Here is a 25,782-nt window from a genome sequence, read left to right as displayed (position 1 = left end):
TGATCACGACCACTACGGACTCGTGCAGGTCACCGTCGGGTCGGTGAGGTTGCCGCCGTGCTGGACCGTGAAGCCGATGACGTTCCCGCTGCCGTTGGGCTTGGCCGTCAGGACGTAGCCGGTGCTGTCCCACGTTCCCGTGTAGTTCCAGCTGCCGATCACCTTCTGCGGGGCGTGGAACGTGATCGTCAGCGTCCAGTTGTTCGTCCCCGACACCGTCACCTGGCCGTTGAAGCCCACGTTCCACTCGGCCGTCCGCGAGTACGCCGCCGAACAGCCGCCAGGCGCCGGGGTGGTCGTGGTGGGAGTGGTAGGTGTGGTGGGCGTCGTGGTGGTCGGCGGGACATCGCCGTTCAGCGCCTCGAGGACCGCCGTGTAGGCCGCCTTCTTCTGGCCGTTGCCGTCGAACAGCAACGGTGTTCCCGACGCTCGCCACGAATCCGTGTCGCGGATGCCCCACACCGTGATCCCCGTGCACCGCGTGACCGCCATGCACGCCGAGGTCACCGTGCGGAAGTTCGCCGCCTGTGTCGTTCCCGAGCCCTCGATGTCGAGCTCGGTGAGCTGGACGTCGACGCCGAGGTTCGCGAAGTTCTGCAACGTCGTCCGGTAGTTCGACGGCACCGGGCTGTTGGGGTTGAAGTGCGACTGGAAGCCGACGCAGTCGATCGGCACGCCACGGGACTTGAAGTCCTGGACCATGCGGTACACGGCCTGGGTCTTCGCCTGGTTCCAGTCGTCGGTGTTGTAGTCGTTGTAACACAGCTTCGCGCCCGGGTCCGCCGCCCGCGCGGCGGTGAACGCCGCCTCGATCCAGTCGTTGCCCGTGCGCTGCAGGTTGGAATTGCGGCGGGCGCCGGAACCGCCGTCCTCGAACGCCTCGTTCACCACGTCCCACGCGTAGATCTTGCCGCGGTAGTGGGTCGCGACCTGGGTGATGTGGTTCAGCATCGCCTGCCGCAGCGCCGAACCCTCCATGCCCTGCATCCAGCCCGGCTGCTGCTGGTGCCAGGCCAGCGTGTGCCCGCGCATCCGGGCACCCTGGCTCGTCGCCTGGTTCACGATCCGGTCCGCGTTGGTGTACGAGAACTGGCCCTGCGCCGGCTCGGTCGCGTCGATCTTCATCTCGTTCTCCGGGGTGATCATGGAGAACTCGCGGCTGAGGATACCCGTGTACACGCTGTCCGACAGCTTGCTCGCCGAGACCGCCGTGCCGAAGTACCGCCCGCTGCTCGCCGCCGCGCTGCCCAGCGTGGTCCCGGCCGGCGGTGTGGAAGACGTGGTCGTGGTGGGCGTGGTCGTGGAGCCGCCGCTGTTCAGGCCCAGGAACGCGATCGCGTACGGGATCATCCCGTTCTGCGGCAGCGAATGGCCCGCGCCCTGGACGCTGATGCCCTCGACCGGCGCCTGCGTGCCGGTGGCGCCGTAGCGGGTGCGCGTCCAGCCGGACTGCGGGGCATCACTCGACGACGGCGTCTGGCTCAGCCCCTGCAGATTGGTCCACTGCTTGATCTCTTCCCCGAAGTTCGGGTAGCGCAGCGTGTCGTCCGCCGTGCCATGCCACAGCTGCATGCGCGGGAACGGGCCGGTGCGGCCGCCGCTCATCTGGCGGGCCTGGTCGCCCCACTGCTGCGCGGTCTTGATCAGCTGGCCGCCCGAGCACTGGCTGTTCCAGCTGGACCCGTCGGTGGTCGCGAAGCAGCCGGCGGGCACGCCCATGAACGCCGAACCGGCGGCGAACACGTCCGGGTACTCCGCCGCGAGCACGTTCGTCATCATCGCGCCCGAGGAGAACCCGGTGACGTACACGCGGGAGGAGTCGACGTTGTAGCGCTGCTTGGCCCAGTTGACCATCGACAGGATGCCGACGGGGTCGCTGCCGCCGCCGCGGGTGAGGGCCTGCGGCGAGGACACGTCGAAGCACTGCCCGCTGCGGGTGGCTTCCGGGAACACGATGACGTACCCGTACTGGTCGGCCGCGGTCACGTAGTCGCGGGCGTAGCCGTTGAAGATCGCCGACGCCGAGCCGGTGCAGTAGTGGACGGCCACCAGCAGCGCCGGGCGGGCGGCGACGCGGTCCGGGACGTACGTGTACATGTTGAGGTTGCTGGGATTGCTGCCGAAGTCGGTGACTCGCGTCAGGCTGGCCGCGGACGCCGGCTGCGCCGCCACGACCAGCACGATCGACGCGGCGATCGCCAGGACGGCGGCGGAAAGGGCGGTGAGGAGTCTTCGCACTCGAGGAAATCCTTTCCGGGGGCGGGAACGCAGCTGCGACGATGGTTCGTCGCCACGCCCGGCCGGTCAACGATTATCGAAATGTTTCGGGAACTTTCGAGTGGTTCACCGATCGGCCGCGCCGCCGGAGTTCTGGCAGGATTCCGGGATGACCGAGCTCCTGCTGGGCCCGCTGCTGCGGCACGTCGACGCCACCTCGGCGACGATCTGGGTCGAGACGGACGGCCCGTGCGAAGTGCGCATCGGCGAGGCCGGCGCCCGGACGTTCGAGGTCGCCGGCCACCACTACGCGCTGGTCGTGCTCACCGGGCTGGAACCGGGGCGGAGCACGCCGTACGAGGTGCGGCTCGACGGCGCCGTCGTCTGGCCCGAACCGGACGGCGACCTGCCGCCGAGCCGGATCCGGACGCTGGAACCCGGCGATCCGCGGTTCCGGCTGGTGTTCGGGTCCTGCCGCAAGCCGCGGGAGCAGGACGCACTGGGGCCGGACGCGCTCGCCGCCTACGCCCACCGGATCGCCGGCCTCGACGAGGCCGAGTGGCCGGAATCGCTGCTGCTGCTCGGCGACCAGGTCTACGCCGACGAAACCACCGACGCGACGCAGGAGTGGCTCGCCACCCGGCGGGACACCGAGCAGCCGCCCGGCAACGAGGTCGCCGACTTCGAGGAGTACTGCCACCTGTACTTCGAGGCCTGGTGCGACCCGGCGGTCCGCTGGCTGCTGTCCACCGTGCCGACGTCGATGATCTTCGACGACCACGACGTCCGCGACGACTGGAACACTTCGCAGGCCTGGCGCGAGAAGATGGCCCGGACGTCCTGGTGGCCGGAGCGGATCCGCGGCGCGCTCGTCTCGTACTGGGTCTACCAGCACCTCGGCAACCTCGGCCCGCGCGAGCTCGCCGAAGACGACCTCTACCAGCGGGTCAGCAAGTCGGGTGAGGACAACGCCGAGCTGCTGCGCGAGTTCGCCGACCGCGCCGACCGGGAGGCCGACGGCGCCAAGGGCACCCGGTGGTCCTACCGGCGCGACTTCGGCCCGGTCCGGCTGCTGGTGATCGACTCCCGCGCCGGCCGGATCCTCGAGGGCGGCCAGCGCTCGATGATCGGCGAGGAGGAGTTCGGCTGGATCGAGGAGCAGGCGTCGGGCGAGTTCGACCACCTGCTGATCGGCACGTCGCTGCCGTGGCTGCTGCCCACCGCGCTGTCGGCCGCGCAGTCGGTCAACGAGCGGCTCTGCGCCCGGCCCGGGCTCGTGGGGCGGGCCAGTGAGTGGTTCCGGCAGCTGGTGGACCTGGAGCACTGGCCGGCTTTCCGCGCGTCGTTCGAGCGGCTGGCGAAGCTGATCGCCCGGGTCGCGGACGAGGGGCCCGCGTCGGTCAGCGTGCTTTCGGGCGACGTCCACCACGCGTACGTCGCGCAGGCGTGGTTCCCGGGCGGCACCGCGGCGCCGGTCCACCAGCTGACCTGCTCGCCGGTGCACAACACCGTGCCGTGGTACATGAACCGGCTGTTCCGGGCGGGCTGGGCGCGCTCGCTCACCCGGGTCAGTGAATGGCTGGCCCGGCGCACCGGTGTCCCGCCCGCGCCGCTGTCGTGGCACTGCGTGTCCGGGCCGCACTTCGGCAACGCGGTCATGGAGCTGGAAGTCGACGGCCGGACGGCCACGGCGACGCTGCTGCGCGCCGACCCGGCCGACGACGAGAAGCCGATCCGGCTGGTCTGAGGGTGGGTGCGCCACGGCCAGGCTCGTGCGCCGATTCCGGGTTAGCCTCGGATCATGGCCAAGGACAACACCCTCGGGGAGTTCCTCCGGGCCCGCCGCGAACAGGTGGGTCCCGAGGAGCTCGGCCTGCCCGCGGGCGGGTCGCGCCGGGTGGCGGGCCTGCGCCGCGAGGAGGTGGCGCTGCTGGCCGGCGTCAGCACCGACTACTACGTCCGGCTCGAACAGGGCCGGGAGCGGAACCCGTCGGCGCAGGTCGTCGACGCGCTCGCCCGCGGGCTGGCGCTGGACGACGACGCCGTCGCCCACCTGCACCGGCTGGCCCGGCCGGAACCGGTCCGGCGCCGGCGCGCCCGGCGGCGTGAGCAGGTCAGCCCGAACCTGCTGCGCCTGATGGACGGCTGGCCGGACACGCCCGCGCTCGTGCTCGGCCGGTGTCTGGACGTGCTCGCGCACAACGCGCTGGGCCAGGCGCTGTTCGCCGGGCACACCCACAGCGGCGACCTGGTCCGGCTGGTGTTCCTGGACCCGGACGCGCGCGAGTTCTACCCGGAGTGGGAGCGCGTGGCGGTGAACACGGTCGGCGGCCTGCGGGCGGCCGCCGGGATCGACCCGGACGACCCGCGGCTCATCGACACGGTCGGCGAGCTGTCGGTCAAGAGCGCGGACTTCCGCCGGTTGTGGGCCCGCCACGACATCCGGCAGAAGACCCACGAAACCAAGCGGTTCCGGCACCGGCTGGTCGGCGAGCTGGAGCTGAGCTACGAGGCGCTGACCGTGAACAGCGCCCCGGGACAGCAGCTGATCGTCTACCAAGCCGAGCCGGGCAGCCCGTCCGAGGCGGCGCTGAAGCTCTTGGGCAGTCTCGCCGCTTCCTGAACCCACCTTTCCCAAATCCCTCCACAATGGACGGAGTATTTTGTCGTGCCCGAAAACCCGGTCTGGTTCATCACCGGCTGCTCCACCGGCCTCGGCCGCGCCCTGGCCCAAGCCGTGCTCGGCCGCGGACTGCGCGCGGTCGTCACCGCTCGCGATCCGGCGCGGGTCGCCGACCTCGCCGAGGCGCACGGCGGCCGCGCGCTCGCCCTGCCGCTCGACGTCACCGACCACGCCCAGGTCGTCGACGCCGTGAAGCGGGCCGAGGCGGTGTTCGGCCGGATCGACGTCCTGGTCGGCAACGCCGGCTACGGCTACCTCGCCGCGGTCGAAGAAGGCGAGGACGCGGAGATCCGGAAGCTGTTCGACACCAACGTCTTCGGCCTCGCCGACGTCACCCGCGCGGTCCTGCCCGGCATGCGGGCACGGCGCAGCGGCCACATCGTCACCGTGTCGTCGCTCGGCGGCCTGGCCGCCTTCGGTGCCACCGGCTACTACCACGCGACGAAGTTCGCCGTGGAGGGGTTGTCGGAGTCCCTCGCCGCGGAAGTGGCGCCGCTGGGCATCAAGATGACCATCGTCGAGCCCGCCGCGTTCCGCACCAACTGGTCCGGCCCGTCGATGCGGCAGTCGGCGGTCCGCATCGACGACTACGCCGAGACCGCGGGTGCCCGCCGGGAGGCGACCCTCGCGACCTACGGCCGGCAGCCGGGCGACCCGGCCCGCGCCGCCGAAGCCGTCCTCACCGCCGTCGGCAGCGACGAACCGCCACTGCGCCTGCTCCTCGGCCGGGCCGCCTACGACATCGCCACCGCCCGGCTCGACACCCTCCGCTCCACGTTCGACACCTGGCGCGAGACCACCCTCGCCGCCGACTTCCCGGAAGGAACCCTGTGAAGACCGTCCTCATCACCGGCGCCAGCAGCGGCATCGGCCGCTCCACCGCACTCCGCCTGGCCAGCGAAGGCCACCACGTCGTGCTCGGCGCCCGGCGCGAAGACCGGCTGACCGCGCTGGCCAAGGAAATCCACGACGCGGGCGGCACCGCCGACGTCCACCGCCTCGACGTCACCGACCGCGCGGACGTCGCCGCCTTCGCCGACGCCGCCGTCGAAGCGCACGGGCGGATCGACGTCTTCGTCGCCAACGCCGGCGCGATGCCGTTGTCACGGCTGGATTCGCTGCACGTCGACGAATGGGACCGGATGATCGACGTCAACGTCCGCGGCCTGCTGCACGGGATCGCGGCCGTGCTGCCGCACTTCCGGCGCGCAGGCGGCGGGCACTTCGTGACGGTCGCCTCCACCGGCGCGCACGAGGTGGTCCCGACGGCCGCGGTCTACTGCGGCACCAAGTACGCCGCCCGGGCGATCACCGAGGGCCTGCGCCTGGAGGTCGACCCGGGTATCCGCGTGACGACGATCTCCCCCGGCGTCACCGAGTCCGAGCTGGCCGACAGCATCACCGAACCGGGCGCGCAGGAAGCGATGCGCACCTACCGCGCGGTCACCCTCCCGGCGGACGCGATCGCCGGGGCCATCGCCTACGCGATCGGGCAGCCGGACGGCGTGGACGTCAACGAGGTCATCGTGCGGCCCACCGCCCAGCGGTAACCCGTGTCGACCCTCCAATCACGCGTGTCGACCCTCTAATCACGCGTGTCGTCCGTTTCCGCACGGCATGGCGGCCGGCTCGTGTGATTGCCGGGTCGACACGCGTGATCAGGAGGTCGACACGCGTGATTGCGGGGTCGACACGGTGACGCTCAGCGCTCCAGTTCGGCGATGACGCGCGGGATCTCGGCCACCAGCTCCCGGGCCAGCAGGCCGGTGCTGCCGGTGTCCGGGATCAGGCGCTGGCCGGCCACGGCGTGGACGTGCGTCGCCCAGCAGGCGGCCTGGTCGACGGCCGCGCCCCGGGCGAGGAAGCCGCCGGTCAGGCCGGCCAGGACGTCGCCGCTGCCGGACGTCGCCAGGCCGACGTGGCCGCTGCCGTCGCGCCAGACCCGGCCGTCCGGCGCGGCGACCACGCCCATCAGCAGCACCACGCCGCCGTAGCGGCCGGCGATCCGGACCGCCGTCTCGAGGTCGTCGACGTCCTTTTCCTCGCAGCCGTCGAGGAAAGCGGCTTCCACCCGGTTCGGCGTCAGGAGGAGTCGGCCGGACAGGGGCTCCGCGAGGGCCGGGTCCCGGCTCAGCGCGCCGAGCGCGAAGGCGTCCAGCACCACCCGCGCGTCCGGGGCGATCGCCGGCACCAGCCGGCGCAGCAGCTCCTCGGTCTCCGCAACGCCGGTCAGGCCGGGGCCGGCCACGACGGTGCCGGCGCCGGAGAGCACTTCGGTCAGGCGGTCGTCGGCGGCGATCGCCCCGGTCGAGGTCTCCGGCAGGCCGAACACCGACGACTCGGGCACCGAGACGCCGATCGCCGTCGCGTGCCGTTCGGCGACCGCCAGCTGCAGCGTGCCCGCTCCGGCGCGCAGGGCGGCGGTCCCGGACAGCGCCGGTGCGCCCGGCACCGTCCGGGCGCCGCCGATCACGAGCACGGTGCCCCGGTCCTCCGCGCCGATCCGCCAGTCCCGCAGCAGGGCCGGGCTGATCGGCGCCGGGTCAGGTGAGCTGCTGCGCGGCATCGTCGTCCGCCGTCGGCGGGGTGTCGGTGGCGTGCAGGTGGCCGACCTCCTGGGCCAGCACCATGGTGAACCCGCCGTCGGCGTCGCGCTCCCAGGCCGTCACCGACCCGTTCGGGACCTCGGTGGCGTTCGCCGCGCGCAGCAGGTCGGGTTCGGGCAGCCCTTCGAGCAGGTAGCGCAGGGCGAAGACGGTCATCTCGTGCGCGGCCAGCAGAACGCGCTTTCCGGCGTGCTCCACGCTCAGCTCGGTGAGCAGGGACCGCAGCCGCAGCACGACGTCCGCCCAGGACTCCCCGCCCGGCGGCCGGTAGTAGAACTTGCCCAGCCGCCGCTTGCGCCGCAGCTCGTCGGGCCACCGCTCGGCGACGCCGTGCGAGGTCAGCAGGTCCAGCACGCCGAGCTCCCGGTCGCGCAGCCGTTCGTCCGGGACGATCGGCACGCCGTCGGGCGCCGCCAGCCGCGCGGTGTCCCAGGCACGGCGGTAGGTCGAGGTGACGACGACGTCCGGCGGGTGCTCGGCGAGGAACTTCCCGGCCGCGGAAGCCTGTTCCCGGCCCAGGTCCGTGAGCGGCACGTCGGCGTCGCGCTCGGCGATGTCGATCACGTCCGCGCCGGCCGATTCCGCCTCTTCCCTGGCCACGTTCCCGGTGCTCTGGCCGTGCCGCAGCACACCCACCCAGTCCAAGTCGACGTTCACGACCGGCTGGTTACCCCGCGGGACCCGCCGTCGAAACCCGGGATGGTTAGGACCGCAAAGCAGTTGCGGCTAGGGTCGTTCCATGTCGCGAAGTCTCGACGCCCAGAACCGGCTGCAGCAGCTGGAGGCGATCCTCGGTGCCCCGGCCGCCCACCTCGGGCTGGCCGAGATGCTCGCCGAGACCCTGCAGCGCCTGCGCGAGGTGATGGACGTCGACACCGCGACCGTGCTGCGGTACCAGCCCAGCGGCCGCCAGCTGGTGGCCTTCGCGGCGGCGGGCATCGAAGAGGAGGTCCACCAGGGCGTGCGGGTGCCGGTGGGCAGCGGGTTCGCCGGCACGGTGGCGCTCCAGCGCGCTCCGGTGATCCTGGACCACGTCGACGAAACCACCGTCGTGAACTCCCTGCTGTGGGAACGCGGCCTGCACTCCATGCTCGGCGTGCCGATGCTGGCGGGCAGCGAGCTCGTCGGGGTGCTGCACGTCGGTTCGGTCACGCCCCGGGCGTTCGGCGAGCCCGAAGTGGCCACCATGCAGCTGCTCGCCGACCGTCTCGCGATGGCGATCCAGGTGGAGGCCCTGGAGGAGAACCGCACCGCCACCATGGCGCTGCAGCGCAGCCTGCTGCCCAGCAGCCTGCCCGACGTGCCCGGCCTGGACTTCGGCGCCCGGTACGTGCCCGGTGCCGAGACCGGGCTCGGCGGGGACTGGTACGACCTGTTCTCCCTGCCGGGCGACCGGCTCGGCGTGGTGATGGGCGACGTCTCCGGCCACGGGCTCGACGCGGCGGTGATCATGGGCCGGCTGCGCAGTGCCCTGCGCGCCTACGCCCTCGACTCCGAAAGCCCCGCCGAGGTGCTCGCCAAGCTCGACCGCAAGGCCAACCACTTCGAACACGGCGCGATGGCCACGGTGGCCTACGGGATCATCGGCCCGGACCGCGAGGCGCTGACGCTGTCGCTCGCCGGGCACCTGCCCCCGGTGCTCGCCGAGCCCGGCGAGCCGGGCCGGCTGGTGGACTCGCCCCCGGATCCCCCGATCGGGCTGACCATCGGCGTGCCGGAGCGCCGGACGACGGTGGTCGAGCTGCCGGAAGACGCCGTGCTGGTCCTCTACACCGACGGCCTGGTGGAGCGCCGGGACCGCCCGGTGGACGTCGGCATGACACAGCTGGCGGAAACCGTGCGCGCCGGGGACCCCGAGCGGGTCTGCGCGCAGGTGATGGCGACGATGATCGGCAACCGGGCGGCCCAGGACGACGTCGCCGTGCTGGCCATCCGGCGCCGTGCCGTCCCGGCCGGATGAAGCGGCCGGGACGATCGGGTCAGGACCCGGCGAGCGCCGCTTCGCGGGTCGGGAAGAGCGAAAGGCTCTCCTCCAGCCCGGTCAGCTGGATCGGGCGCAGGGTGGCCCGGCCGGACGCGACGATCCGCACCGCGGTGCCGGTCCCGGCGTTGCGGTGGATGGTCAGCAACGCGGTCAGACCGGGTGAGGCGAGGAACTCGACGCGGGTCAGGTCGACCACCAGCACCGGCGGTTGCTCCGCCAGTGCTTCGTCCGCGGCCTGCACGAGCGCCGGTGCGGTCGTCGTGTCCACGTCGCCGACGACCTCGACGACGACTGCTTCTCCCTGCTCCGTCCGGGCGATCCGGAACTCCCCGAACGGCACAGCGGTGGCCGAGCTTTCGAGGTGGGTGTGCTCGGTCATGTGTTTTTCTCCTCGCCTTCGGCAGCTCCACCGGGGAACCGGCGGGCGTGCGTGATCACGAAGGCTGTCTGCTCAACCGCTGTCAATCATGCCTGCCCGGGCGACCCGCCGCCGTGTCAGCACCCCTTCCGCTTTCGGCCGCCTCTGCCAGCAGGCAAGATGGGCGCCATGGGCGAACGGGACGTGACGGGGGATTCACTCGACGACGCCGCCGGGCCCGCGGGATCGGTCGTGCTGGAGCACCGGGACGGCGTGGCGGTGCTGCGCGTCGACGGCGCCCTCGACCTCGCGCTCGCCCCCAAGTTGCGCCAATTGGCCGAACGGGCCGCGCGGCTGGAGCCGTCGCTGCTCGTCATCGACCTGACCGGCGTCACGTTCCTGGCCTCGGCGGGCATGGCCGAGCTGGTCCGGGCCCATCGTGGGCCGGCCGCCTCGGCGCCGCTGCGGGTGGTGGCCACCGGCCGGATCACCCTGCGCCCGCTGGAGCTGACCCGGCTGATCGACGAGTTCGCCATCTACCCGTCGCTGTCCGAAGCGCTGGCTCCCTGATGGCGTCCGGTTCGGAATTCGACGCGGTCCTCGACGCGGTGCGGGGGGCCTTCGTCGGCGGCGACGGCGTCCCGGCCGCCACCGAGGTCCACACCCTCGGCCCGGCCCAGGTGCGCGCGGTGCTCGGCGAGCACTTCGCGCGGGCGGTGACCGATCCCGAGGTGCTCGCGGACCTGGTGCCCGGCAGGGAGATCACCCACGCGGTCGCCGTCGCGGCCGACGGCGGCGAGCGCGGCGCACTGGTCTATACCACCGAGAACCTCGGCGGGGTGCCCGCGGCCGCGGCCGCCGCGATCGACGCCGCCACTGCCGGCCTGGCCGCCACCGTCCGGCGGCTGCGGGGCGAAGCCGCGGTCCTGGACGCGCTGCACTCCACCGGCCGGGAACTGACCGCACAGCTCGACATCGACCGGATCGTGCAGGACGCGACCGACGCGGCCACGAAGGCGACCGGAGCCGGCTTCGGCGCGTTCTTCTACAACCTGGTCAACGAGTTCGGCGAGTCGTACACGCTGTACACGATCTCCGGGGTGCCGCGGGAGGCGTTCGCCCGGTTCCCCATGCCGCGCAACACCGACGTGTTCGCGCCGACGTTCGACGGCGCCGGCACCGTCCGCAGCCCCGACATCACGCAGGATCCGCGGTTCGGCCGGAACGCGCCGCACCACGGGATGCCGGAAGGCCACCTGCCGGTGTGCAGCTACCTCGCCGTCTCGGTGATCAGCCCGACCTCCGGCGAGGTGCTGGGCGGGTTCTTCTTCGGCCACCCCGAGCCGGACCGGTTCACCGCGCGGCACGAGTACCTGGCCGAGGGCATCGCCGCCTACACGGCCATCGCGCTGGACAACGCCCGGCTCTACGAGCGCGAGCGCACCCTCGCCACGGAGCTGTCCCGCAGTATGCTGCCGGTCGCCCCGCCCACCCCGGGCCTCGACGTGTTCACCCGGTACCTGCCCGCGGCCACCGGGAGCAAGGTCGGCGGCGACTGGTTCGACGTGATCCGGCTGCCGTCCGGGGCCACCGCGTTCGTCATCGGCGACGTCGTCGGCCACGGCGTCACCGCGGCGACGGTGATGGGCCAGGTCCGCACGGCCGTCCGCAGCTACGCCCTGCTGGAGCTGCCGCCGTCGGAGGTGCTGCGCAACGTCTCCGAGCTGACCACCGGGTTGTTCGGCGAAAGCTTCGTGACCTGCTTCTACGCGGTCCACCGGCCCGCCGACGGGACGCTCGCCTACGCCAACGCCGGCCACCTGCCCGCGATCCTGGTCCGCCCGGGCGAGCCGCCCGAGCAGATCGGCGAGGCGCTGGCGCAGCCGCTGGGCGTCGGCTCGGTCTTCCCGCAGCGCACCGTGGGCTTCCCGGTCGGCGCGGACCTGGTGCTCTACACCGACGGCCTGGTGGAAAGCCGCACCCGTGACCTCACGCTGGGCGTCGGATGGCTGCTGGCGGGTATCCCGGGCCTGCTGACCGCCGCCGACCTCGAAACGGCGTGGGACAAGCTCGTCGACGAACTGACGCGCGGACGGCACGACGACGACATCGCCGTGATCCACGTGCGCCACCGCGGAGAGGACAGCCCATGACGGACCCCCTCCAACCCGGCGCGCCCGCTCCCCCGGCCTCCTTCCACCGGCGCACGGCCGCGATCGCCGAGCGGCTGCCGGAACTGCGGGAAGCGCTGGCCCGGTGGCTGGCCACGCTGCCGCTGGGCCTCGAACGGCGGGAGGACATCGTCCTCGCCGGTTACGAGGCGATGGCCAACTCGGCGGAGCACGCCTACCCCGCCGGCGAGACGGGCCCGGTCGACGTCCGGGCCGAGGCCTCGCCCGGACGGCTGACCGTGACCGTCACCGACTACGGCACCTGGCGCCCGCCGGTCGCCTCGAACGGCCTGCGGGGCCGCGGCCTGCTGCTCATCGACACCCTCGCCGACCACAGCGCGCAGGTGCACCGCGACGACGGCACCACGGTCACCATGACCTGGCTGACCGGCGGCTGATCACCCGGACGCGGCGTCGCACGCACCCGGCGAAGCGGTGCCCGGACGGGTAGGCTCGGCCTGGGCCGCGTGAACCTGGAGTGTGATGAGCGTCGGGGAAGAGGCCGGCCACCGCGCCGTGTTTCCCGGGACCAGCCGGATGGCCGCCCGGATGCGGGACTTCGACTGGACGTCGTCCCCGCTCGGCGCGCCCCGGGACTGGCCGGCCAGCCTGACCACGGCGGTCCGGATCTGCCTCACCTCCCGCTTCCCGATGATCGTCTGGTGGGGGCCGGAGCTGCGGTTCCTCTACAACGACGCGTACCTGCCGCTGCTGGGCACCAAGCACCCGGCGCTGGACAAGCCGGGCGCGGAGGTCTGGGGCGAGATCTGGCACATCATCGGCCCGATGCTGGACAGCGTGATGACCACCGGCGAGGCGACCTGGTCGGAGGACCTGCTGCTGCCGATGAACCGGCACAGCTACTGGGAAGAGACCTACTGGACGTACTCCTACAGCCCGGTCCACGACGATCTCGGCCAGGTCCGGGCCGTGTTCACCGCCGTCACCGACACGACCGAGCGCGTGATCGGCGCCCGGCGGCTGGCGACGCTGCGCGAACTCGGCGCGCAGGCCGGCGTCGCCCGGACCGTGGGCGAGGCCTGCGAACTGGTCGCCGGCGTGCTGGGCCGGGCCGGCGCGGACGTCCCCTACGCCGCGATCCACATCCGGGACGGCGACGGCGAACTCGCGCTCGCGGCCGTCACCCCCGGCGGCGAAGGCGCGGGTGATGCGGCCGCCTGGCCGCTGAAGGACGTCCTCGCCGACGGCGTCGCGCGGACCGTGTCCGGCGGGACGATCGGCGAGCTGCCGCCGGGCGGCTGGTCCACCCCGCCCACCGAGGCGGTCGTGCTGCCGCTGCCCGGCGACGCCGGCGACGCGGCCACCGGCGTGATCGTGCTGGCGGCGAGCTCCGGGCGCGCGCTCGACGAGTCGTACCGGACGTTCCTCGGGCTGGTCGCCCAGCAGACGACGGCGCTGGTCAACAGCGCGATCGCGTACCAGGCCCAGCAGCAGCGTGCCGAGGAGCTGACCGCGCTGGACGCGGCGAAGACGACGTTCTTCGCCAACATCAGCCACGAGTTCCGGACCCCGCTCACGCTGATCCTCGGCCCCGCCGCCGAGCTGCGGGAGGCCCTCGACGGCGCCGGCGACCGGGTGCGCGAAGAGGTCGACGTCATCCAGCGCAACGCCCTGCGGCTGGGGCGGCTGGTGAACAACCTGCTCGACTTCTCCCGGATCGAAGCCGGCCGGATGCAGGCGCGCTTCGAACCGGTGGACCTCGGCACGTTCACCGCGGAGCTGGCGAGCGTCTTCCGCGCCGCCGTCGAGCGGGCCGGGCTGGTGTTCCAAGTCGACTGCCGCCCGTCGGACCAGCCGGTGCACGTCGACCGCGGGATGTGGGAAAAGGTCGTCTTCAACCTGCTGTCCAACGCGGTCAAGTTCACCTTCGACGGCGCGATCCGGGTGACCAGCACGGTCGAAGCCGGGCACGCCGTGGTCTCGGTGTCCGACACCGGGATCGGGATCGACGCCGCCGAGCTGCCGCGCCTGTTCGAGCGGTTCCACCGGATCCCGTCGGCACGGGCGCGGTCCAACGAGGGCAGCGGGATCGGCCTGGCGCTGGTGCGCGAGCTCGTCGGCATGCACGGCGGCAGCGTCACCGTGGAGAGCACACCCGGCGCCGGGACGACCTTCCGGGTGCGGGTGCCGCTGGGTACCCGGCACCTGCCCGCCGAGCACGTCGTCGCCGAGCCGACGGGCGGCGGGCCCGTCGCGGAGTCCGCGGAACCGTACGTACAGGAAGCCCTGCGCTGGCTGCCGGACACCGGTGAAGAGTCCCGGCCCGCGCCCGCCGCGGCCGCGGGGGCCCGGGTGCTGGTCGCCGACGACAACGCCGACATGCGCGACTACCTCGTCCGGCTGCTGCGCGACGACTACGCGGTCACCGCGGTGCGCGACGGCGTCGAGGCGTTCGCCGCCGCCTGCGCCGAGCCGCCCGAGCTGATCATCAGCGACGTCATGATGCCGCGGCTGGACGGCCTCGGCCTGCTCGCCGAGCTGCGCGGCGACCCGCGCACCGCCGCCGTGCCGGTGCTGCTGCTCTCGGCACGGGCCGGGCAGGAAGCCGCCGTCGACGGCCTGGCCGCCGGAGCCGACGACTACCTCGTGAAGCCGTTCTCGGCGCGGGAGCTGCTCGCCCGCGTCCGCACGACCGTCCAGCTGGCGAGGCTGCGGACCCAGCACACCCGGTGGCGCGCGGCGATGATCGACTCGCTGCAGGAAGGCTTCTTCGTCTGCGACGCCGAGGGCCGGGTCGTCGAGATCAACGCGGCGTTCACCGAACTGCTCGGCTTCGGCACCGACGGGCTGCCCTACGCCCCGCCGTTCCCGTGGTGGCCGGACTCCGGCGCCGACTCCGCCGCCCACCGCCAGGTCGTCGAGGCGTCCGAGCACGCCTGGGGTGAGCGCGCCGGCAGCCTGGTCCTGCCGATGCGGCACCGGGACGGGCACCGGGTGTGGACCGCGATCGCGTACAACCAGCTGCACGACGACGAGGGCCGCCGCCGGGTGGTCGGCACGGTCCGCGACGTCACGGCCGAGCGCTACGCGGTGCAGCGCGAAAGTGCGCTCGCCGCGATGAACCAGCGCCTGGCCGGCATCAGCGGAGCGCCGGAGGTCCTCCGCACGGCGCTGGCGCTGCTGCGCGAACTGTGGGAGGCCCAGCGCGTCCTCGCGGTGACCTGGCCGCAGGACGGCGAGCCGGAGCTCGCGTCCACCGATCCCGCCGACCGGCACTGGGCGGACCTCACCGCGCCGCTGCGCGCGACACTCGACCACGTCCGCTCGCTCCCGGCGTTGCACGCGACCCCGGCCGACAGCGGCGCGGGCACCACCGTCGACCACCCCGGCGGCCGGTTGACGCTCTGGGTCGAGCCCGCGCCGGACCGCCCGCTCGGCACCGAGGACCGGACGCTGCTGGCGTTGCTGGGCGGGACGCTGGCGCACGCCCTGCGCCGTGCCCACCGCGACGACCGGCAGCGGGAGGTGGCGCTGGCCCTGCAGCGCTCGATCCTCGGCCCGGCCCGGCTGCCCGACGGGTTCGCGGTGCGCTACGAGCCGGCGAACCCGCCTCTGGAGGTCGGTGGCGACTGGTACGACGTCGTCCCGCTGGCCGGCGACCGGATCGGCATCGTCGTCGGCGACTGCGTCGGCCGGGGGCTCGCCGCGGCCGCGGTGATGGGCCAGCTGCGCAGTGCCTGCCGCGCGCTGCTGCTGGAGGCCAGCAGCCCGGCGCACACCCTCGTGGCGCTCGACCGCTTCGCCTGGCGCCTGCCGGGAGCCCTGTGCACCACCGTGTTCTGCGGCGTCCTCGACCCCGCCACCGGCACGCTCACCTACAGCAGCGCCGGGCACCTGCCCGCCACCCTGGTGCACCTCGACGGCCCGGCGGAGCAGCTCGACGCCGGCAGCAGCGTGCCGCTGGCCGTCCGGGTCGCGGAACCGCGTCCGGAGGCCACCGCGGTGGTGCCGATCGGCTCGCTGCTGATGCTCTACACCGACGGGCTGGTGGAGCGGCGCCGCGAGTCGCTCGACGACGGCATGGACCGGGCCACCGAGGTCGCCCACGACACGCGGGACGTGGAACTCGACGACGTCGCCGCCGCCCTGATGGACCGGCTCCGCCCGGACGGCGGCTACGAGGACGACGTCGCGCTGCTGCTCTACCGCAGATCGGTGCCCGCATTGGACTTCGAATTCGCCGCCCACCCGGACCACCTCGCCTCGACCCGGCACTGGCTGCGGGCATGGCTGGCCAACGCGGCCCTCGAGCCGGACCTCGCCCAGGACGTGCTGGTCGCGACGGGCGAGGCCTGCGCCAACGCCGTCGAGCACGCCTACGGCGACGGCACCGGGGCGACCGCGCACCTGGCGGCCCGGCTCACCGGCGCGCACCTGGTCGTCACGGTGACCGACCGGGGGCACTGGAAGCAGCCGCCGCCGGACAACCACGTGCTGCGCGGACGCGGCGTGCCGATGATGGAAGCGCTGGCCGACGCGGTCGCCTTCCGGCACGACGAGTCCGGGACCACCGTCACGCTGGAATGGAGGATCGGTTCGTGACGACGGCACTCACACTGGTCGGCGGCCCGGGTGACGACGGCGACCGGGTCCTGACCGTCACCGGTGAGATCGACATGGGCAACGCCGCCGAGTTCGGCGCGGCGCTGGACCGCGAGCTGGCCGCGGGCCCCGCCGTCACCGTGGACCTCACGGGGGTGACCTACCTCGACAGCGCCGGCATCGCGGTGCTGTTCGACCGGGCGGGCGAGCACGACCTCCGGCTGCTCGCGCCGCGGTTGCTCGACCGGGTGCTGCGCGTGTCCGGGCTCACCCAGGTCACGAAGGTCATGGTCCGCTGAACGGTTGACCTCGGGCACACGGGGTAAGCAGGCCGCAGCGACGGTGCGTCGGGTGGGTTGTGCTGCCGTCCGTCGCGAGGTGGCCCCGGCGCCCAACCCACGACGTTCAGCAGCGAGCGACGGGCCGGGTGCCACCGCCCTCTCTCCGATCCGGTGTTGCGGATCGCGCCGCATACGCGAGTAAGGTTCTGCCGTTCCGTTGAAGCAGCAGCGGTCCGGCACGAGCCGCCGCCGTCCGGGACGGGAGATGATCGAGTGACCGGTGAACCGATCCTGCCCGAAGACCTCGACGAACTGACCGCCGCGATGGCGGACCTCACGGGCGCTCTGGAGACCGAGCCGACCGAAGCGGAGATCCTCGACGCCGTCTGCGCGGAAGCCGTCCGGGCCGTACCCGGCGCCGACATGGCGAGCATCACCGCGATCCGCGACGGCGAGCCGACCACCGCGGCCGCCACGGACGAGCGCGCCGTCGAAATCGACCGGGCCCAGTACGCGGCGGCTGCCGGCCCCTGCCTGCAGGCCGCGGAAACCGGCGAGATCGTCCGGGTGCCGCTGGCCACGGCCGGGGCGGCGTGGCCCGAGTTCACCGCGCGGGCCCTGGACCTCGGCGTCGGCAGCTACCTCGCCGCGCCGCTGCGCGTCGACGAACGCCTGTCGGGGGCGCTCAACCTCTTCGGCTACGGCAACCACGGCTTCGCGGAGACCGATTCGCGGCTGCTGCAGCTCTACACCACGGTCGTCTCGTTCGGGCTGCGCACCACCCGGCGCTACCACCAGGCCCGGCAGCGGGCCGTCGAGCTCGAAGCGGCGATGCGGTCGCGGGCGGTGATCGAGCAAGCCAAGGGCATCCTGATGGCCGTGCACCGGATCGGCGCCGACGACGCGATGAAACGGCTGGTCACCGAGTCGCAGCGGACCAACGTGAAGCTGCGGGACATCGCGGCCCGGTTCGTCGAAGACCTGTCCTCGGCGGAATCGCCTTAGGCGGTGTGGCGGGCCGGGAACGGCCAGGTGAGCGTGATGACCGTGCCGCCGTCGGTCGAGCGGAGGTCGAGCCCGTCGACCAGGGCCTGGATCAGGCGCAGGCCGCGGCCGCCGTCCGCGCGCTCTTCCAGGGTCGTCCAGCGGCCCTGGTCGGCGACGATGACGATCAGCACCTCCTGGTCGATCCGGGCGCGGACGTCGATCAGCCCCGGGCGGCCGTGGTAGGCGTGGTCGAGCACGTTGGCCATCGCTTCCCAGCAGGCCAGCACGACGTCGTCGGCCTGGCGCCCGACCTCGTCACCGGCCCGCCGCCGCAACCACGACACCAGGTGCCGGCGCAGGCTCGGCAGCGTCCGTGGCGAAATCGTGCCGCGGTACCGCCATCCGTCCGATCCCAGCTCTTCCACGTTCACCTCCTCGGGGGACATCAGGTTTGCTACCCACGGGTTCGGATTCTCAATCACCGGTAACGGCATCCGGGCACCGTTCGGACCTGGTGCGGCCCGGGGCGGCCGTGATCGGATGGGCGGATGATTCGGTCGACGTCGTCCGTGGTGCTGTGCGCGGTGCTGGCCGCGACCCTCCTGCCCGCCCCCGCGGCCACCGCGGCACCGGCGCCGGGACCGGGCGCCCTCTCCCATTTCGGCCTGGCCCGCAAGGACTGCCTCGGCACCGCGCGGAACACGGCGAGCAAGGCGTGGTTCACCGTGGCGGGCGGCGTGCTGTCCGACGTCTACGCGCCGGTGATCGACAACACGAACGTCGAAACGCTGCAGTTCGCGGTGACCGACGGGCGCAGCTTCACCGACCTGCAGGCGCGGGACATGACCTACACGGTCCGCACGAGCGCGGGCGGGATGGCCTGCGAGGTGACGTCGACCCCGCGCAGCGGCCGGTACCGGCTGGTCACCGAGTACCTGACCGACCCGGCCCGGACCGGTGTGCTCATCCGCACCCGGCTGGAGCCGCTGCAGGGCTCCGGCCGGGACCTCAAGGTCTACGTGCGGTTCGACGCGAGCATCAACGGCAACGGCGGAGGGGGCCCGGCCAACGGCGGCGGCGACACCGCCACGGTCGACGCGGCGACGTCCGCGCTGGTCAGCGCCGACCGCAACACGGTGTCGAGCGCGCCGGCCCGCGACTACGGCACCCCGCTGGCCGCCGCCCTGCGCGCCGACCGCCGGTTCCTCAGCACGTCCAGCGGGTTCGCCGGCACGGCCGGCGACGGGCTCGCCCAGCTGGATCGCGATCACCGGCTCACCGACACGACGCCGTCGGCGGCCGACGGCAACGTCGTCCAGACCGCGCAGCTGGACCTGCAGCCGCGCCGCCCGGCCGTGCTGGCGCTCGGCTTCGGCGCGGACGCCCGGGCCGCCGTCGCCACCGCCGGAGCGAGCCTGCGCACGCCGTTCGAGGCGAGCTACCGGCAGTACGCGGGCGAGTGGCGTGACTACGACAACGGGCTGATTCCGTTGCGAGGCAAGGATTCCGACGCGTATTACCAGTCGGTCAACGTGCTGAAGGCCAGCGAGGACAAGACGTTCCCGGGCGCGGTCGTCGCGTCGCTCGGCAGCCCGTGGGGCCAGGCGGTGCCGGCGGGCGACGCGCCCGGCGGCAAGCCGGTCTACTTCGGCTCCTACCGCGAGATCTTCGCGCGTGACCTCTACGAAAGCTTCTCGGGTCTCCTGGCCGCCGGCGACCGCGAGACGGCGCGGGCGAGCGTCCGGTGGCTGTTCACCCGCCAGCAGCAGCCGGACGGCCGCTTCCCGCGCAACTCCATGCTGAACGGCAAGAAGGCGCCCGACTCCGGCGGCGACCAGCTCGACGAGAGCGCGTACCCGATCCTGATGGCGCTGCAGGCCGGGCTGGACCGCGACCGGACGCTGTACACCGACCACATCCGCGCGGCCGCGGACTTCGTCGTCGCGCACGGCCCGGCGTTCGGGTCCGAGCGCTGGGAGGAACAGGGCGGCTACTCCCCCTCGACGATCGCCGCGGAGATCGCCGGGCTCGTCGCCGCGGGCGTGATCGCCGAGCGCAACGGCGACCGGGCGCGCGCGGACGTCTACCGGGCCACGGCCGACCACTTCCAGCGCAGCATCAAGGGCTGGACCGTGACGTCGAACGGGCCGTACGGCGGCCGGTACTTCCTGCGGCTGACCAAGAACGGCGACCCGAACTCCGAGTGGTTCTACAACCTGGGCAACGGCTCGATCGACGCCGACCAGCGCGCGGTCGTCGACGCCGGCTTCCTCGAGCTGACCCGCCTGGGCGTGCTGCCCGCGAACGACCCCGACGTCGCCGCGTCGCTCGCCGTCGTGGACCGCGTGATCAAGCGGGACACCCCGGCCGGGCCGGGCTGGTACCGCTACGGGACGTCGGCGGCGGGCAGCGAGGACGGCTACGGCGACTGCTACGAGCCGGACCCGACGAACTGCGGCCCGACGGGCGCGCCTTGGCCGTCGGCGAACACCGGGTCCGGGCACCTGTGGCCGGTGCTGGCCGGCGAACGCGGCGAGCAGGCGGTCCAGACCGGCGACCGGGCCGGCGCGGCCGCCCTGCTGCGGGCGATGCGGGCCCAGACGAACGGGACGGGCCTGATCCCCGAGCAGATCTGGGAGAACCCGGCGCTGCCCGCGTCCCCGTACGGCACGGACCCGAAGACGGCGTCCATCGGCTTCACGCCGGGGCAGTCCGTCGGCTCGGTGGCGCCGCTGAGCTGGGCGCAGTCGCAGTCGGTGCGCCTGGCCCGGGCCCTGGCCGACGGCCGGCTGCCCGAGCAGCCCGCCGAGGTCCGTGCGCGGTACGCCGCCGCCCCGGCCGCCTTGCCGGTCACGCTCGACGCGCCCGCGTCGGTGTCCACGGCGACCGCCCAGGTCACCGGCACCGCGCCCGCGGGCAGCCGCGTCGACCTCGCCGTCTCGGCCACCGACGCGGGGACGACCACGGTGCTGTCGACCCGGGCTTCGGCGGCGGGGACGTTCAGCGCGACGGTGCCGACGCCGCTCGGCGCGAACGTCGTCACGGCGACCGCGACCGGCGCCGGAACGGGCTACGCGCAGAAGACGATCAGCTCGGACTTCGTCACCGGAACGGTGCTGCTGGACACGACGGACCCGGACGGCGACGACAACGGCCCGGCAACGTACACGTACCCGACGGCGGGCGACTTCCACGCGGGTGCGTTCGACCTGCAGCGGTTCCAGATCATCGATTCGGGCAGCACGCTGGTGTTCCGGGCGCAGGTCCGCGACCTGTCACCGACGTTCGGCTCCCCGCTGGGCGCCCAGCTCCTGACGATCTACGGCCACGACCCGGCGGCGACGGCGACGTCGACCGCGGCGCCGTTCCCGAGCCGGGGGTACACGATCGCCCCACAGGACGCGTGGAGCAGGCGTATCGAGGTCCAGGGCTTCGCCGACCCGGCGCTCGTCGACGCTTCGGGCGCTTCGCTGGCAACGCCGTCGGTGCAGGCTTCGCAGGCAACGCGGTACATCACGGTCAGCGTGGCGAAGTCGGCCTTCGGGACACCGGGGCCGGGCTGGACGTTCGCGGTGGTGCTGACCGGCCAGGACGGCAACTCGCCGGACCAGGCCCGGCCGTTCACGCCGACGGCGGGCCAGTACACGTTCGGCCTGTGCGCGGCGGGCGGGACGGCCCCGGTCTGCGCCGCCGACCCGGCGACCGCGCCGAAGGCGTTCGACGTGCTGACGCCGTCCGGTGTGGACCAGAAGCTCGAGCTGGACCCGACACGCGGCCCGGTTTCGGTGCGCGGGGTGCCCGTGGGCTGACAAGCTGGCGGCCATGATCGACGAGTTCGCGAAGAACTACCTGCACGGCGACCTGCGCGAAGTGCGAGAGGAGCTGCTCGGGAAACTGGACGGGCTCGGCGAGTACGACGTCCGCCGTCCCCTGACGGCGACGGGGACCAATCTGCTCGGCCTGGTCAAGCACCTGACGCTGACCGAGGCCCGGTACTTCGGCGACGTCTTCGGCAGGCCGTTCCCCGAGCCGCTGCCCCGGTGGGACGACCTCGCGGCGCGCGGCACGGACATGTGGGCGACGGAGCACGAGTCGCGGGAGGAGATCGTCGCCCGCTACCGCCGGGCGTGGGCCCACTCCGACGCGACGATCACCGAGCTGGCCGTCGACGCGCCGGGGCACGTGCCCTGGTGGCCGCGTCCGGACGTGCTGCTGTTCAACGTCCTCGTCCACGTGCTGACCGAGACGAACCGCCACGCGGGCCACGCGGACATCCTGCGCGAGCACCTGGACGGCACGACCGCGTCGGACCGGGACGGGAGCTTCTGGGAGGCCCGGTACGCCGAGGTGGAGCGGGCCGCCCGGGCGGCCGAGGGTCCACAGTAGAGGGCACAAGGGCACCATCGAGGGAACAACCAGGCATACTCCCCGTTAACGCCGGACGACCATCCGGTGTGCGCTAACCTGGCCGATCAAGGCGTCCGGCCGAGTGCGCCGGCGTTTCGAGGAGTCGATCCAGTGCAACCGAACCTGGGGCCAGGCGAAGATTTCCAGCTCCTGCTCGAGCGGCAGGTCCGGGAGATGCAGTCGAAGGCGGCCGCGCTGAACGAAGCGCTCTCGGCGGCCGGGGCGACGGTCCGCACCCGCGACGGCTCGGTCACGGTGACCCTGGCCCCGAACGGCGCACTGACGAACCTCGAGCTCGGCCACCGCGCGTGCGAGCTGGGCCCGGCCCGGCTGACGGCGGCGATCATGGGCGCGGTGCGCGACGCCCAGCGCCAGACCGCCCGCGCCGTCGCGGATTCGTTCGCCACGATCAACGGCGACGGCGAGTCGACCGCGATGGTCCGGTCCTTCCTCCCGCCGGACCCGCCGCCGGACGGCGACTTCGCGGCGCCGGAGAACGCCGAGCCCACGCCACCGCCCCCGGCCGTTCCGCCGTCGCCGCCGTCCGCGCCCCGGCGCCGTCCCGCGGCCGACGACCGTTCCGACGACGAATCGAACCCCTGGTGACCGGCGGCGGCTTCCGCGTCTCGGCGGACCCACTGGCGAACTTCGGCAAGCACCTCGACGAGCTGCAGAAGAACCTGCAGAGCACGGCGGACCTCGTCGGCGGCATGGTGTGCGACCCCGGCATGTTCGGCATCAACCCGGCGTGCCAGCTGATGGCGGCCGGCGCGAGCACCTGGACCGACAAGGCGCACCACCAGTTCGGGGAGTACGCCAAGACGATCGGCGAGTTCGCCGACAAGGTCACCGAGGCCGCGAAGCGCTACCAGTCGGGTGAAGAAGACGCCGTGAACTCGATCGTGAGGTTCGGATAGTGGGCGACGACTACCAGAGCAAGGACGTCAGCCTCCACGGTTCGGAACTGTTCAACAGCGACAACGCGTCGGCCGGCGCGGGCTTCTTCGAGGCGGCGATCGGCCTGGACAAGGCCGTCAAGGAGCACGACAAGGTCGCGATCGGCATCGGCTCGGCCGGCATGGCGCTGGAGACCATCGGGCTCGTGCTGGACCCGATCGGCAGCCTGCTGACGGCCGGGATCGGCTGGCTCATCGAGCACATCACGATCCTGCGCTGGCCGCTGGACATCCTGATGGGCGACCCGATCGGCATCGCGGCGGCGAGCGAGGCGCTCACGGCGGAGAAGAAGAAGCTGGAGCAGTGGTCGGCCGACCACCAGCAGGCGCTCGACACGCTGCTGAAGGACTGGAGCGGGCAGGCCGCGGACCAGTTCAAGAAGGACATGGACGCGGTCACGGCGCAGCTGGGTTCCCTCGGCGGCTACCTCGACGAGGCCGGCAAGAACATGAAGATCGCCGGCGGCATCGTCGGCGCGTTCCGCGGCATCCTCCGCGACCTGATCGCCATGCTCCTGGCGACGATCATCAAGGGCGCCCTGATCGCGGCGGCCCTGGCCCCGGTGACGTTCGGGGCGTCGATCGCGATCTTCATCGGCACGACGATCGGCACGGTGGCCACGGCCCTGGGCAAGATCGGCGCGAAGCTGGCCCAGCTGGCGAAGAAGCTGGGCGACCTGCTGCAGGCGCTGACGAAGCTGGGCAAGGCGGGCGACGACCTGGCGGCGGCCAAGCCCCCGACGAGCAGCCTCACCCCGACGCCGACTCCGAAGCCGACACCGAAGCCGGACGCAACACCGGCCCCCAAGCCGGACCCGGCCCCGGCCCCCAAGCCGGACACCACGCCTTCGTCGGCAACGCCGGAGCCGAAACCCGAGCCCAAACCGGACACCACCCCCTCCTCGGCGACCCCGGAGCCGAAACCCGAGCCCAAACCGGACACGACACCCGAGCCCAAGCCGGAACCCAAGCCCGACACCACCCCTTCCTCGGCCGCTCCGGAGCCGAAGCCCGAGCCCAAGCCGGACACGACACCGGACCCCAAGCCCGAGCCGAAGCCGGAACCCGCGCCTTCATCGTCGTCGGCCACCCCGGAACCCAAGCCCGAGCCCAAGCCGGACACCACCCCCGAGCCGAAGCCGGACCCCAAACCCGAGCCGAAGCCGGAACCCGCGCCCTCCTCGGCGACTCCGGAGCCGAAGCCCGAGCCCAAGCCGGACACCACTCCCGAGCCCAAGCCGGAACCGAAGCCGGAGCCCGCACCCTCGTCGTCGTCGGCCACCCCGGAACCGAAACCCGAGCCCGCCCCCGCGTCGGCCACTCCCGAGCCCAAGCCCGACACCACCCCGGATCCGAAGCCGGACACCACCCCGGCCACCCCGGATCCCAAGCCGCACAAGCCGTTCACCGACCAGATGACCGACGTCATCAAGACCAAACTGTCCCAAATGGACGGTGTGACGCCCGAGATCATGCAGAAGTTCGACAAGATCAGCAACTTCTCCGTGCACGAGCTCGGCAAGCTCTTCGGCAAGGAAGGCGCCGAAAAGTTCGAGTCGGCCATCAAGGTGATGACCGACCCGTGGTTCGGCAAGTCGGGCCTGGCCGGCAAGACCGTCGTCGACATGATCAAGGGCGTGCCCGCCAGCATCGGCAACGTCACCGGCGGGGACGACGACAACTAGCCGAGCGGCTCCAGCCCGGTCAGCGCCACGCTTTCCGCCCACAGCCGCGCGGCGGCCGCGTCGTCGGTCAGGTTCGCCCACCGGCGTTCCGACCGCGGCCGCCCGCGCAGGCCGAACACGCGCGGGCCCCACAGCTGCCCGCCCTCGACGTCCGGGTCGAGGACGGCCCGCACCGCCGGTCGCGCTCCGGCGTCCTTGCCGTGCAGCACCACCCGGGCCGGCAGCCCGCGCAGCCACGCGCCGGCCGTGCGGGTGTGCACCGGCGGCCGGGACGGCGTCAGCGAGTCGAGCGCGCCGCCGGGGTGCGCGAGCACGCTGATCCGCCGGGAACCCGCCGCCCGCAGCCGCCGGTCGAGCTCCAGCGCGAACAACATCTGCGCTAGCTTCGACCGCTCGTAGGCCCGCTTCGGCCGGTAGTCCCGCTCACTCTGCAAATCGGAAAAATCGAGGCTCGACGACTTCGCCGCGAAACTGCCCGTCGTGACGATCCGCGCGGCCGGGGCCAGCACCGGCATCAGGCGCGCGACCAGCGCGAAGTGGCCGAGGTGGTTGGTGCCGAACATCAGCTCGTGCCCGTCCCGGGTTTCCCGCCGCGGCGGCGCGTCGAGCGCGACACCGGCGTTGCAGAGGACGGCGTCCAGCTCGCCCACGTCCGGCTCGAGCGAACCCAGGTCGGCCAGGTCCAGCCGGACGTGTCCCACCTTCGCGCCGGGGACCCGCGTCCGGATCGACTCGGTCGCGGCCTGCGCCTTGCCCGGGTCGCGGCTGCCGATCACCACCTCCGCGCCCGCCGAAGCGAGCTGCTCGGCGGCGAAGTAGCCGATTCCCGCGTTGCCCCCGGTCACCAGAACCCGCATCGCTGCCCCTCCCCGTCCGGGGCAACG

The 25,782-nt window shown here is 72.9% G+C and carries 22 protein-coding genes; 16 read left to right on the top strand and 6 right to left on the bottom strand.

Annotation, left to right across the window (positions count from 1 at the left end):
• Positions 1–12: 12 nt before the first annotated feature.
• Positions 13–2,238: a PHB depolymerase family esterase gene (locus H5965_RS19790; protein WP_310971513.1), complete on the bottom strand. Its 2,226-nt coding sequence runs from the start codon at positions 2,236–2,238 to the stop codon at positions 13–15.
• 148 nt (positions 2,239–2,386) lie between these two features.
• Between H5965_RS19790 and H5965_RS19785 the strand changes: the two genes are divergently transcribed.
• From H5965_RS19785 to H5965_RS19770, 4 genes are read left to right on the top strand one after another with little or no spacing between them, the layout of a single operon-like run.
• Entirely contained in the window at positions 2,387–3,964 is a 1,578-nt protein-coding gene (locus H5965_RS19785) for an alkaline phosphatase D family protein (protein WP_310971512.1), read from the top strand.
• A gap of 54 nt (positions 3,965–4,018) precedes the next feature.
• On the top strand, positions 4,019–4,840 hold the full coding sequence (locus H5965_RS19780) for a helix-turn-helix transcriptional regulator (protein WP_310971511.1): 822 nt from the start codon (positions 4,019–4,021) through the stop codon (positions 4,838–4,840).
• A 45-nt stretch (positions 4,841–4,885) separates the two neighbouring features.
• Positions 4,886–5,734 (top strand): oxidoreductase, encoded by an 849-nt coding sequence (locus tag H5965_RS19775; protein ID WP_310971510.1) that lies wholly within the window; start codon positions 4,886–4,888, stop codon positions 5,732–5,734.
• Positions 5,731–6,450: an SDR family oxidoreductase gene (locus H5965_RS19770; RefSeq protein WP_310971509.1), complete on the top strand. Its 720-nt coding sequence runs from the start codon at positions 5,731–5,733 to the stop codon at positions 6,448–6,450. The genes H5965_RS19775 and H5965_RS19770 overlap by 4 nt, the downstream gene beginning before the upstream one ends.
• A gap of 152 nt (positions 6,451–6,602) precedes the next feature.
• On the opposite strand, the gene H5965_RS19765 is transcribed toward H5965_RS19770, so the two are convergent.
• Positions 6,603–7,466: an NAD(P)H-hydrate dehydratase gene (locus tag H5965_RS19765; protein WP_310971508.1), complete on the bottom strand. Its 864-nt coding sequence runs from the start codon at positions 7,464–7,466 to the stop codon at positions 6,603–6,605.
• Positions 7,444–8,163, bottom strand: coding sequence for a histidine phosphatase family protein (locus H5965_RS19760; protein ID WP_310971507.1), 720 nt, complete (start codon positions 8,161–8,163; stop codon positions 7,444–7,446). The genes H5965_RS19765 and H5965_RS19760 overlap by 23 nt, the downstream gene beginning before the upstream one ends.
• A gap of 82 nt (positions 8,164–8,245) precedes the next feature.
• Between H5965_RS19760 and H5965_RS19755 the strand changes: the two genes are divergently transcribed.
• Positions 8,246–9,466, top strand: a complete 1,221-nt coding sequence (locus tag H5965_RS19755; protein WP_310971506.1) for a SpoIIE family protein phosphatase — start codon at positions 8,246–8,248, stop codon at positions 9,464–9,466.
• A gap of 19 nt (positions 9,467–9,485) precedes the next feature.
• Here H5965_RS19755 and H5965_RS19750 read toward each other — a convergent pair whose 3' ends face one another.
• Complete coding sequence (locus tag H5965_RS19750) at positions 9,486–9,869, bottom strand: STAS domain-containing protein (RefSeq protein ID WP_310971505.1); 384 nt, start codon at positions 9,867–9,869, stop codon at positions 9,486–9,488.
• A 168-nt stretch (positions 9,870–10,037) separates the two neighbouring features.
• On the opposite strand from H5965_RS19750, the gene H5965_RS19745 reads away from it, so the two are divergent.
• The 6 genes from H5965_RS19745 to H5965_RS19720 all read left to right on the top strand — a co-directional run bounded on the left by H5965_RS19745 (position 10,038) and on the right by H5965_RS19720 (position 17,868).
• The gene (locus tag H5965_RS19745) at positions 10,038–10,418 is read left to right on the top strand and encodes an STAS domain-containing protein (RefSeq protein ID WP_310971504.1); all 381 of its coding nucleotides are present in this window, start codon (positions 10,038–10,040) and stop codon (positions 10,416–10,418) included.
• Positions 10,418–12,001, top strand: coding sequence for a SpoIIE family protein phosphatase (locus H5965_RS19740; RefSeq protein ID WP_310971503.1), 1,584 nt, complete (start codon positions 10,418–10,420; stop codon positions 11,999–12,001). Before H5965_RS19745 ends, H5965_RS19740 begins: the two co-directional genes overlap by 1 nt.
• Positions 11,998–12,417: an ATP-binding protein gene (locus H5965_RS19735; protein WP_310971502.1), complete on the top strand. Its 420-nt coding sequence runs from the start codon at positions 11,998–12,000 to the stop codon at positions 12,415–12,417. Before H5965_RS19740 ends, H5965_RS19735 begins: the two co-directional genes overlap by 4 nt.
• Before the next feature lie 85 nt (positions 12,418–12,502).
• On the top strand, positions 12,503–16,582 hold the full coding sequence (locus tag H5965_RS19730; protein WP_310971501.1) for a SpoIIE family protein phosphatase: 4,080 nt from the start codon (positions 12,503–12,505) through the stop codon (positions 16,580–16,582).
• Complete coding sequence (locus tag H5965_RS19725; RefSeq protein WP_310971500.1) at positions 16,579–16,881, top strand: STAS domain-containing protein; 303 nt, start codon at positions 16,579–16,581, stop codon at positions 16,879–16,881. Before H5965_RS19730 ends, H5965_RS19725 begins: the two co-directional genes overlap by 4 nt.
• Before the next feature lie 255 nt (positions 16,882–17,136).
• Positions 17,137–17,868 carry a GAF and ANTAR domain-containing protein gene (locus H5965_RS19720; protein ID WP_310971499.1) on the top strand — a complete coding sequence of 244 codons (732 nt, stop codon included), beginning with the start codon at positions 17,137–17,139 and terminating at the stop codon, positions 17,866–17,868.
• Here H5965_RS19720 and H5965_RS19715 read toward each other — a convergent pair.
• On the bottom strand, positions 17,865–18,275 hold the full coding sequence (locus H5965_RS19715) for an ATP-binding protein (RefSeq protein WP_310971498.1): 411 nt from the start codon (positions 18,273–18,275) through the stop codon (positions 17,865–17,867). The two genes, H5965_RS19720 and H5965_RS19715, sit on opposite strands and share 4 nt — an antisense overlap.
• Before the next feature lie 123 nt (positions 18,276–18,398).
• Between H5965_RS19715 and H5965_RS19710 the strand changes: the two genes are divergently transcribed.
• The 5 genes from H5965_RS19710 to H5965_RS19690 all read left to right on the top strand — a co-directional run bounded on the left by H5965_RS19710 (position 18,399) and on the right by H5965_RS19690 (position 24,898).
• Positions 18,399–21,659 carry a glucodextranase DOMON-like domain-containing protein gene (locus H5965_RS19710; RefSeq protein ID WP_310971497.1) on the top strand — a complete coding sequence of 1,087 codons (3,261 nt, stop codon included), beginning with the start codon at positions 18,399–18,401 and terminating at the stop codon, positions 21,657–21,659.
• A gap of 13 nt (positions 21,660–21,672) precedes the next feature.
• Positions 21,673–22,236, top strand: coding sequence for a DinB family protein (locus H5965_RS19705; RefSeq protein WP_310971496.1), 564 nt, complete (start codon positions 21,673–21,675; stop codon positions 22,234–22,236).
• Positions 22,237–22,368: 132 nt separating this feature from the next.
• Entirely contained in the window at positions 22,369–22,863 is a 495-nt protein-coding gene (locus tag H5965_RS19700; RefSeq protein WP_310971495.1) for a YbaB/EbfC family nucleoid-associated protein, read from the top strand.
• Complete coding sequence (locus tag H5965_RS19695; protein WP_310971494.1) at positions 22,860–23,174, top strand: hypothetical protein; 315 nt, start codon at positions 22,860–22,862, stop codon at positions 23,172–23,174. The genes H5965_RS19700 and H5965_RS19695 overlap by 4 nt, the downstream gene beginning before the upstream one ends.
• Positions 23,174–24,898, top strand: a complete 1,725-nt coding sequence (locus H5965_RS19690) for a hypothetical protein (protein WP_310971493.1) — start codon at positions 23,174–23,176, stop codon at positions 24,896–24,898. The genes H5965_RS19695 and H5965_RS19690 overlap by 1 nt, the downstream gene beginning before the upstream one ends.
• On the opposite strand, the gene H5965_RS19685 is transcribed toward H5965_RS19690, so the two are convergent.
• Entirely contained in the window at positions 24,895–25,755 is an 861-nt protein-coding gene (locus H5965_RS19685; protein ID WP_310971492.1) for an SDR family NAD(P)-dependent oxidoreductase, read from the bottom strand. The two genes, H5965_RS19690 and H5965_RS19685, sit on opposite strands and share 4 nt — an antisense overlap.
• Between the last annotated feature and the right edge of the window lie 27 nt (positions 25,756–25,782).

Source organism: Amycolatopsis sp. 505 (genome assembly GCF_031625235.1).
GTDB lineage: Bacteria > Actinomycetota > Actinomycetes > Mycobacteriales > Pseudonocardiaceae > Amycolatopsis.
This window is presented reverse-complemented; position numbering and strand designations above follow the sequence as displayed.

Bases quoted from the DNA above. Each gene is read 5' to 3' on its own strand.
- H5965_RS19785 (WP_310971512.1), top strand. From the start codon at position 2,387: ATGACCGAGCTCCTGCTGGGCCCGCTGCTGCGGCACGTCGACGCCACC.
- H5965_RS19780 (WP_310971511.1), top strand. From the start codon at position 4,019: ATGGCCAAGGACAACACCCTCGGGGAGTTCCTCCGGGCCCGCCGCGAA.
- H5965_RS19765 (WP_310971508.1), bottom strand. From the start codon at position 7,466: ATGCCGCGCAGCAGCTCACCTGACCCGGCGCCGATCAGCCCGGCCCTG.
- H5965_RS19755 (WP_310971506.1), top strand. From the start codon at position 8,246: ATGTCGCGAAGTCTCGACGCCCAGAACCGGCTGCAGCAGCTGGAGGCG.
- H5965_RS19750 (WP_310971505.1), bottom strand. From the start codon at position 9,869: ATGACCGAGCACACCCACCTCGAAAGCTCGGCCACCGCTGTGCCGTTC.
- H5965_RS19745 (WP_310971504.1), top strand. From the start codon at position 10,038: ATGGGCGAACGGGACGTGACGGGGGATTCACTCGACGACGCCGCCGGG.
- H5965_RS19740 (WP_310971503.1), top strand. From the start codon at position 10,418: ATGGCGTCCGGTTCGGAATTCGACGCGGTCCTCGACGCGGTGCGGGGG.
- H5965_RS19735 (WP_310971502.1), top strand. From the start codon at position 11,998: ATGACGGACCCCCTCCAACCCGGCGCGCCCGCTCCCCCGGCCTCCTTC.
- H5965_RS19730 (WP_310971501.1), top strand. From the start codon at position 12,503: ATGAGCGTCGGGGAAGAGGCCGGCCACCGCGCCGTGTTTCCCGGGACC.
- H5965_RS19710 (WP_310971497.1), top strand. From the start codon at position 18,399: ATGATTCGGTCGACGTCGTCCGTGGTGCTGTGCGCGGTGCTGGCCGCG.
- H5965_RS19705 (WP_310971496.1), top strand. From the start codon at position 21,673: ATGATCGACGAGTTCGCGAAGAACTACCTGCACGGCGACCTGCGCGAA.
- H5965_RS19685 (WP_310971492.1), bottom strand. From the start codon at position 25,755: ATGCGGGTTCTGGTGACCGGGGGCAACGCGGGAATCGGCTACTTCGCC.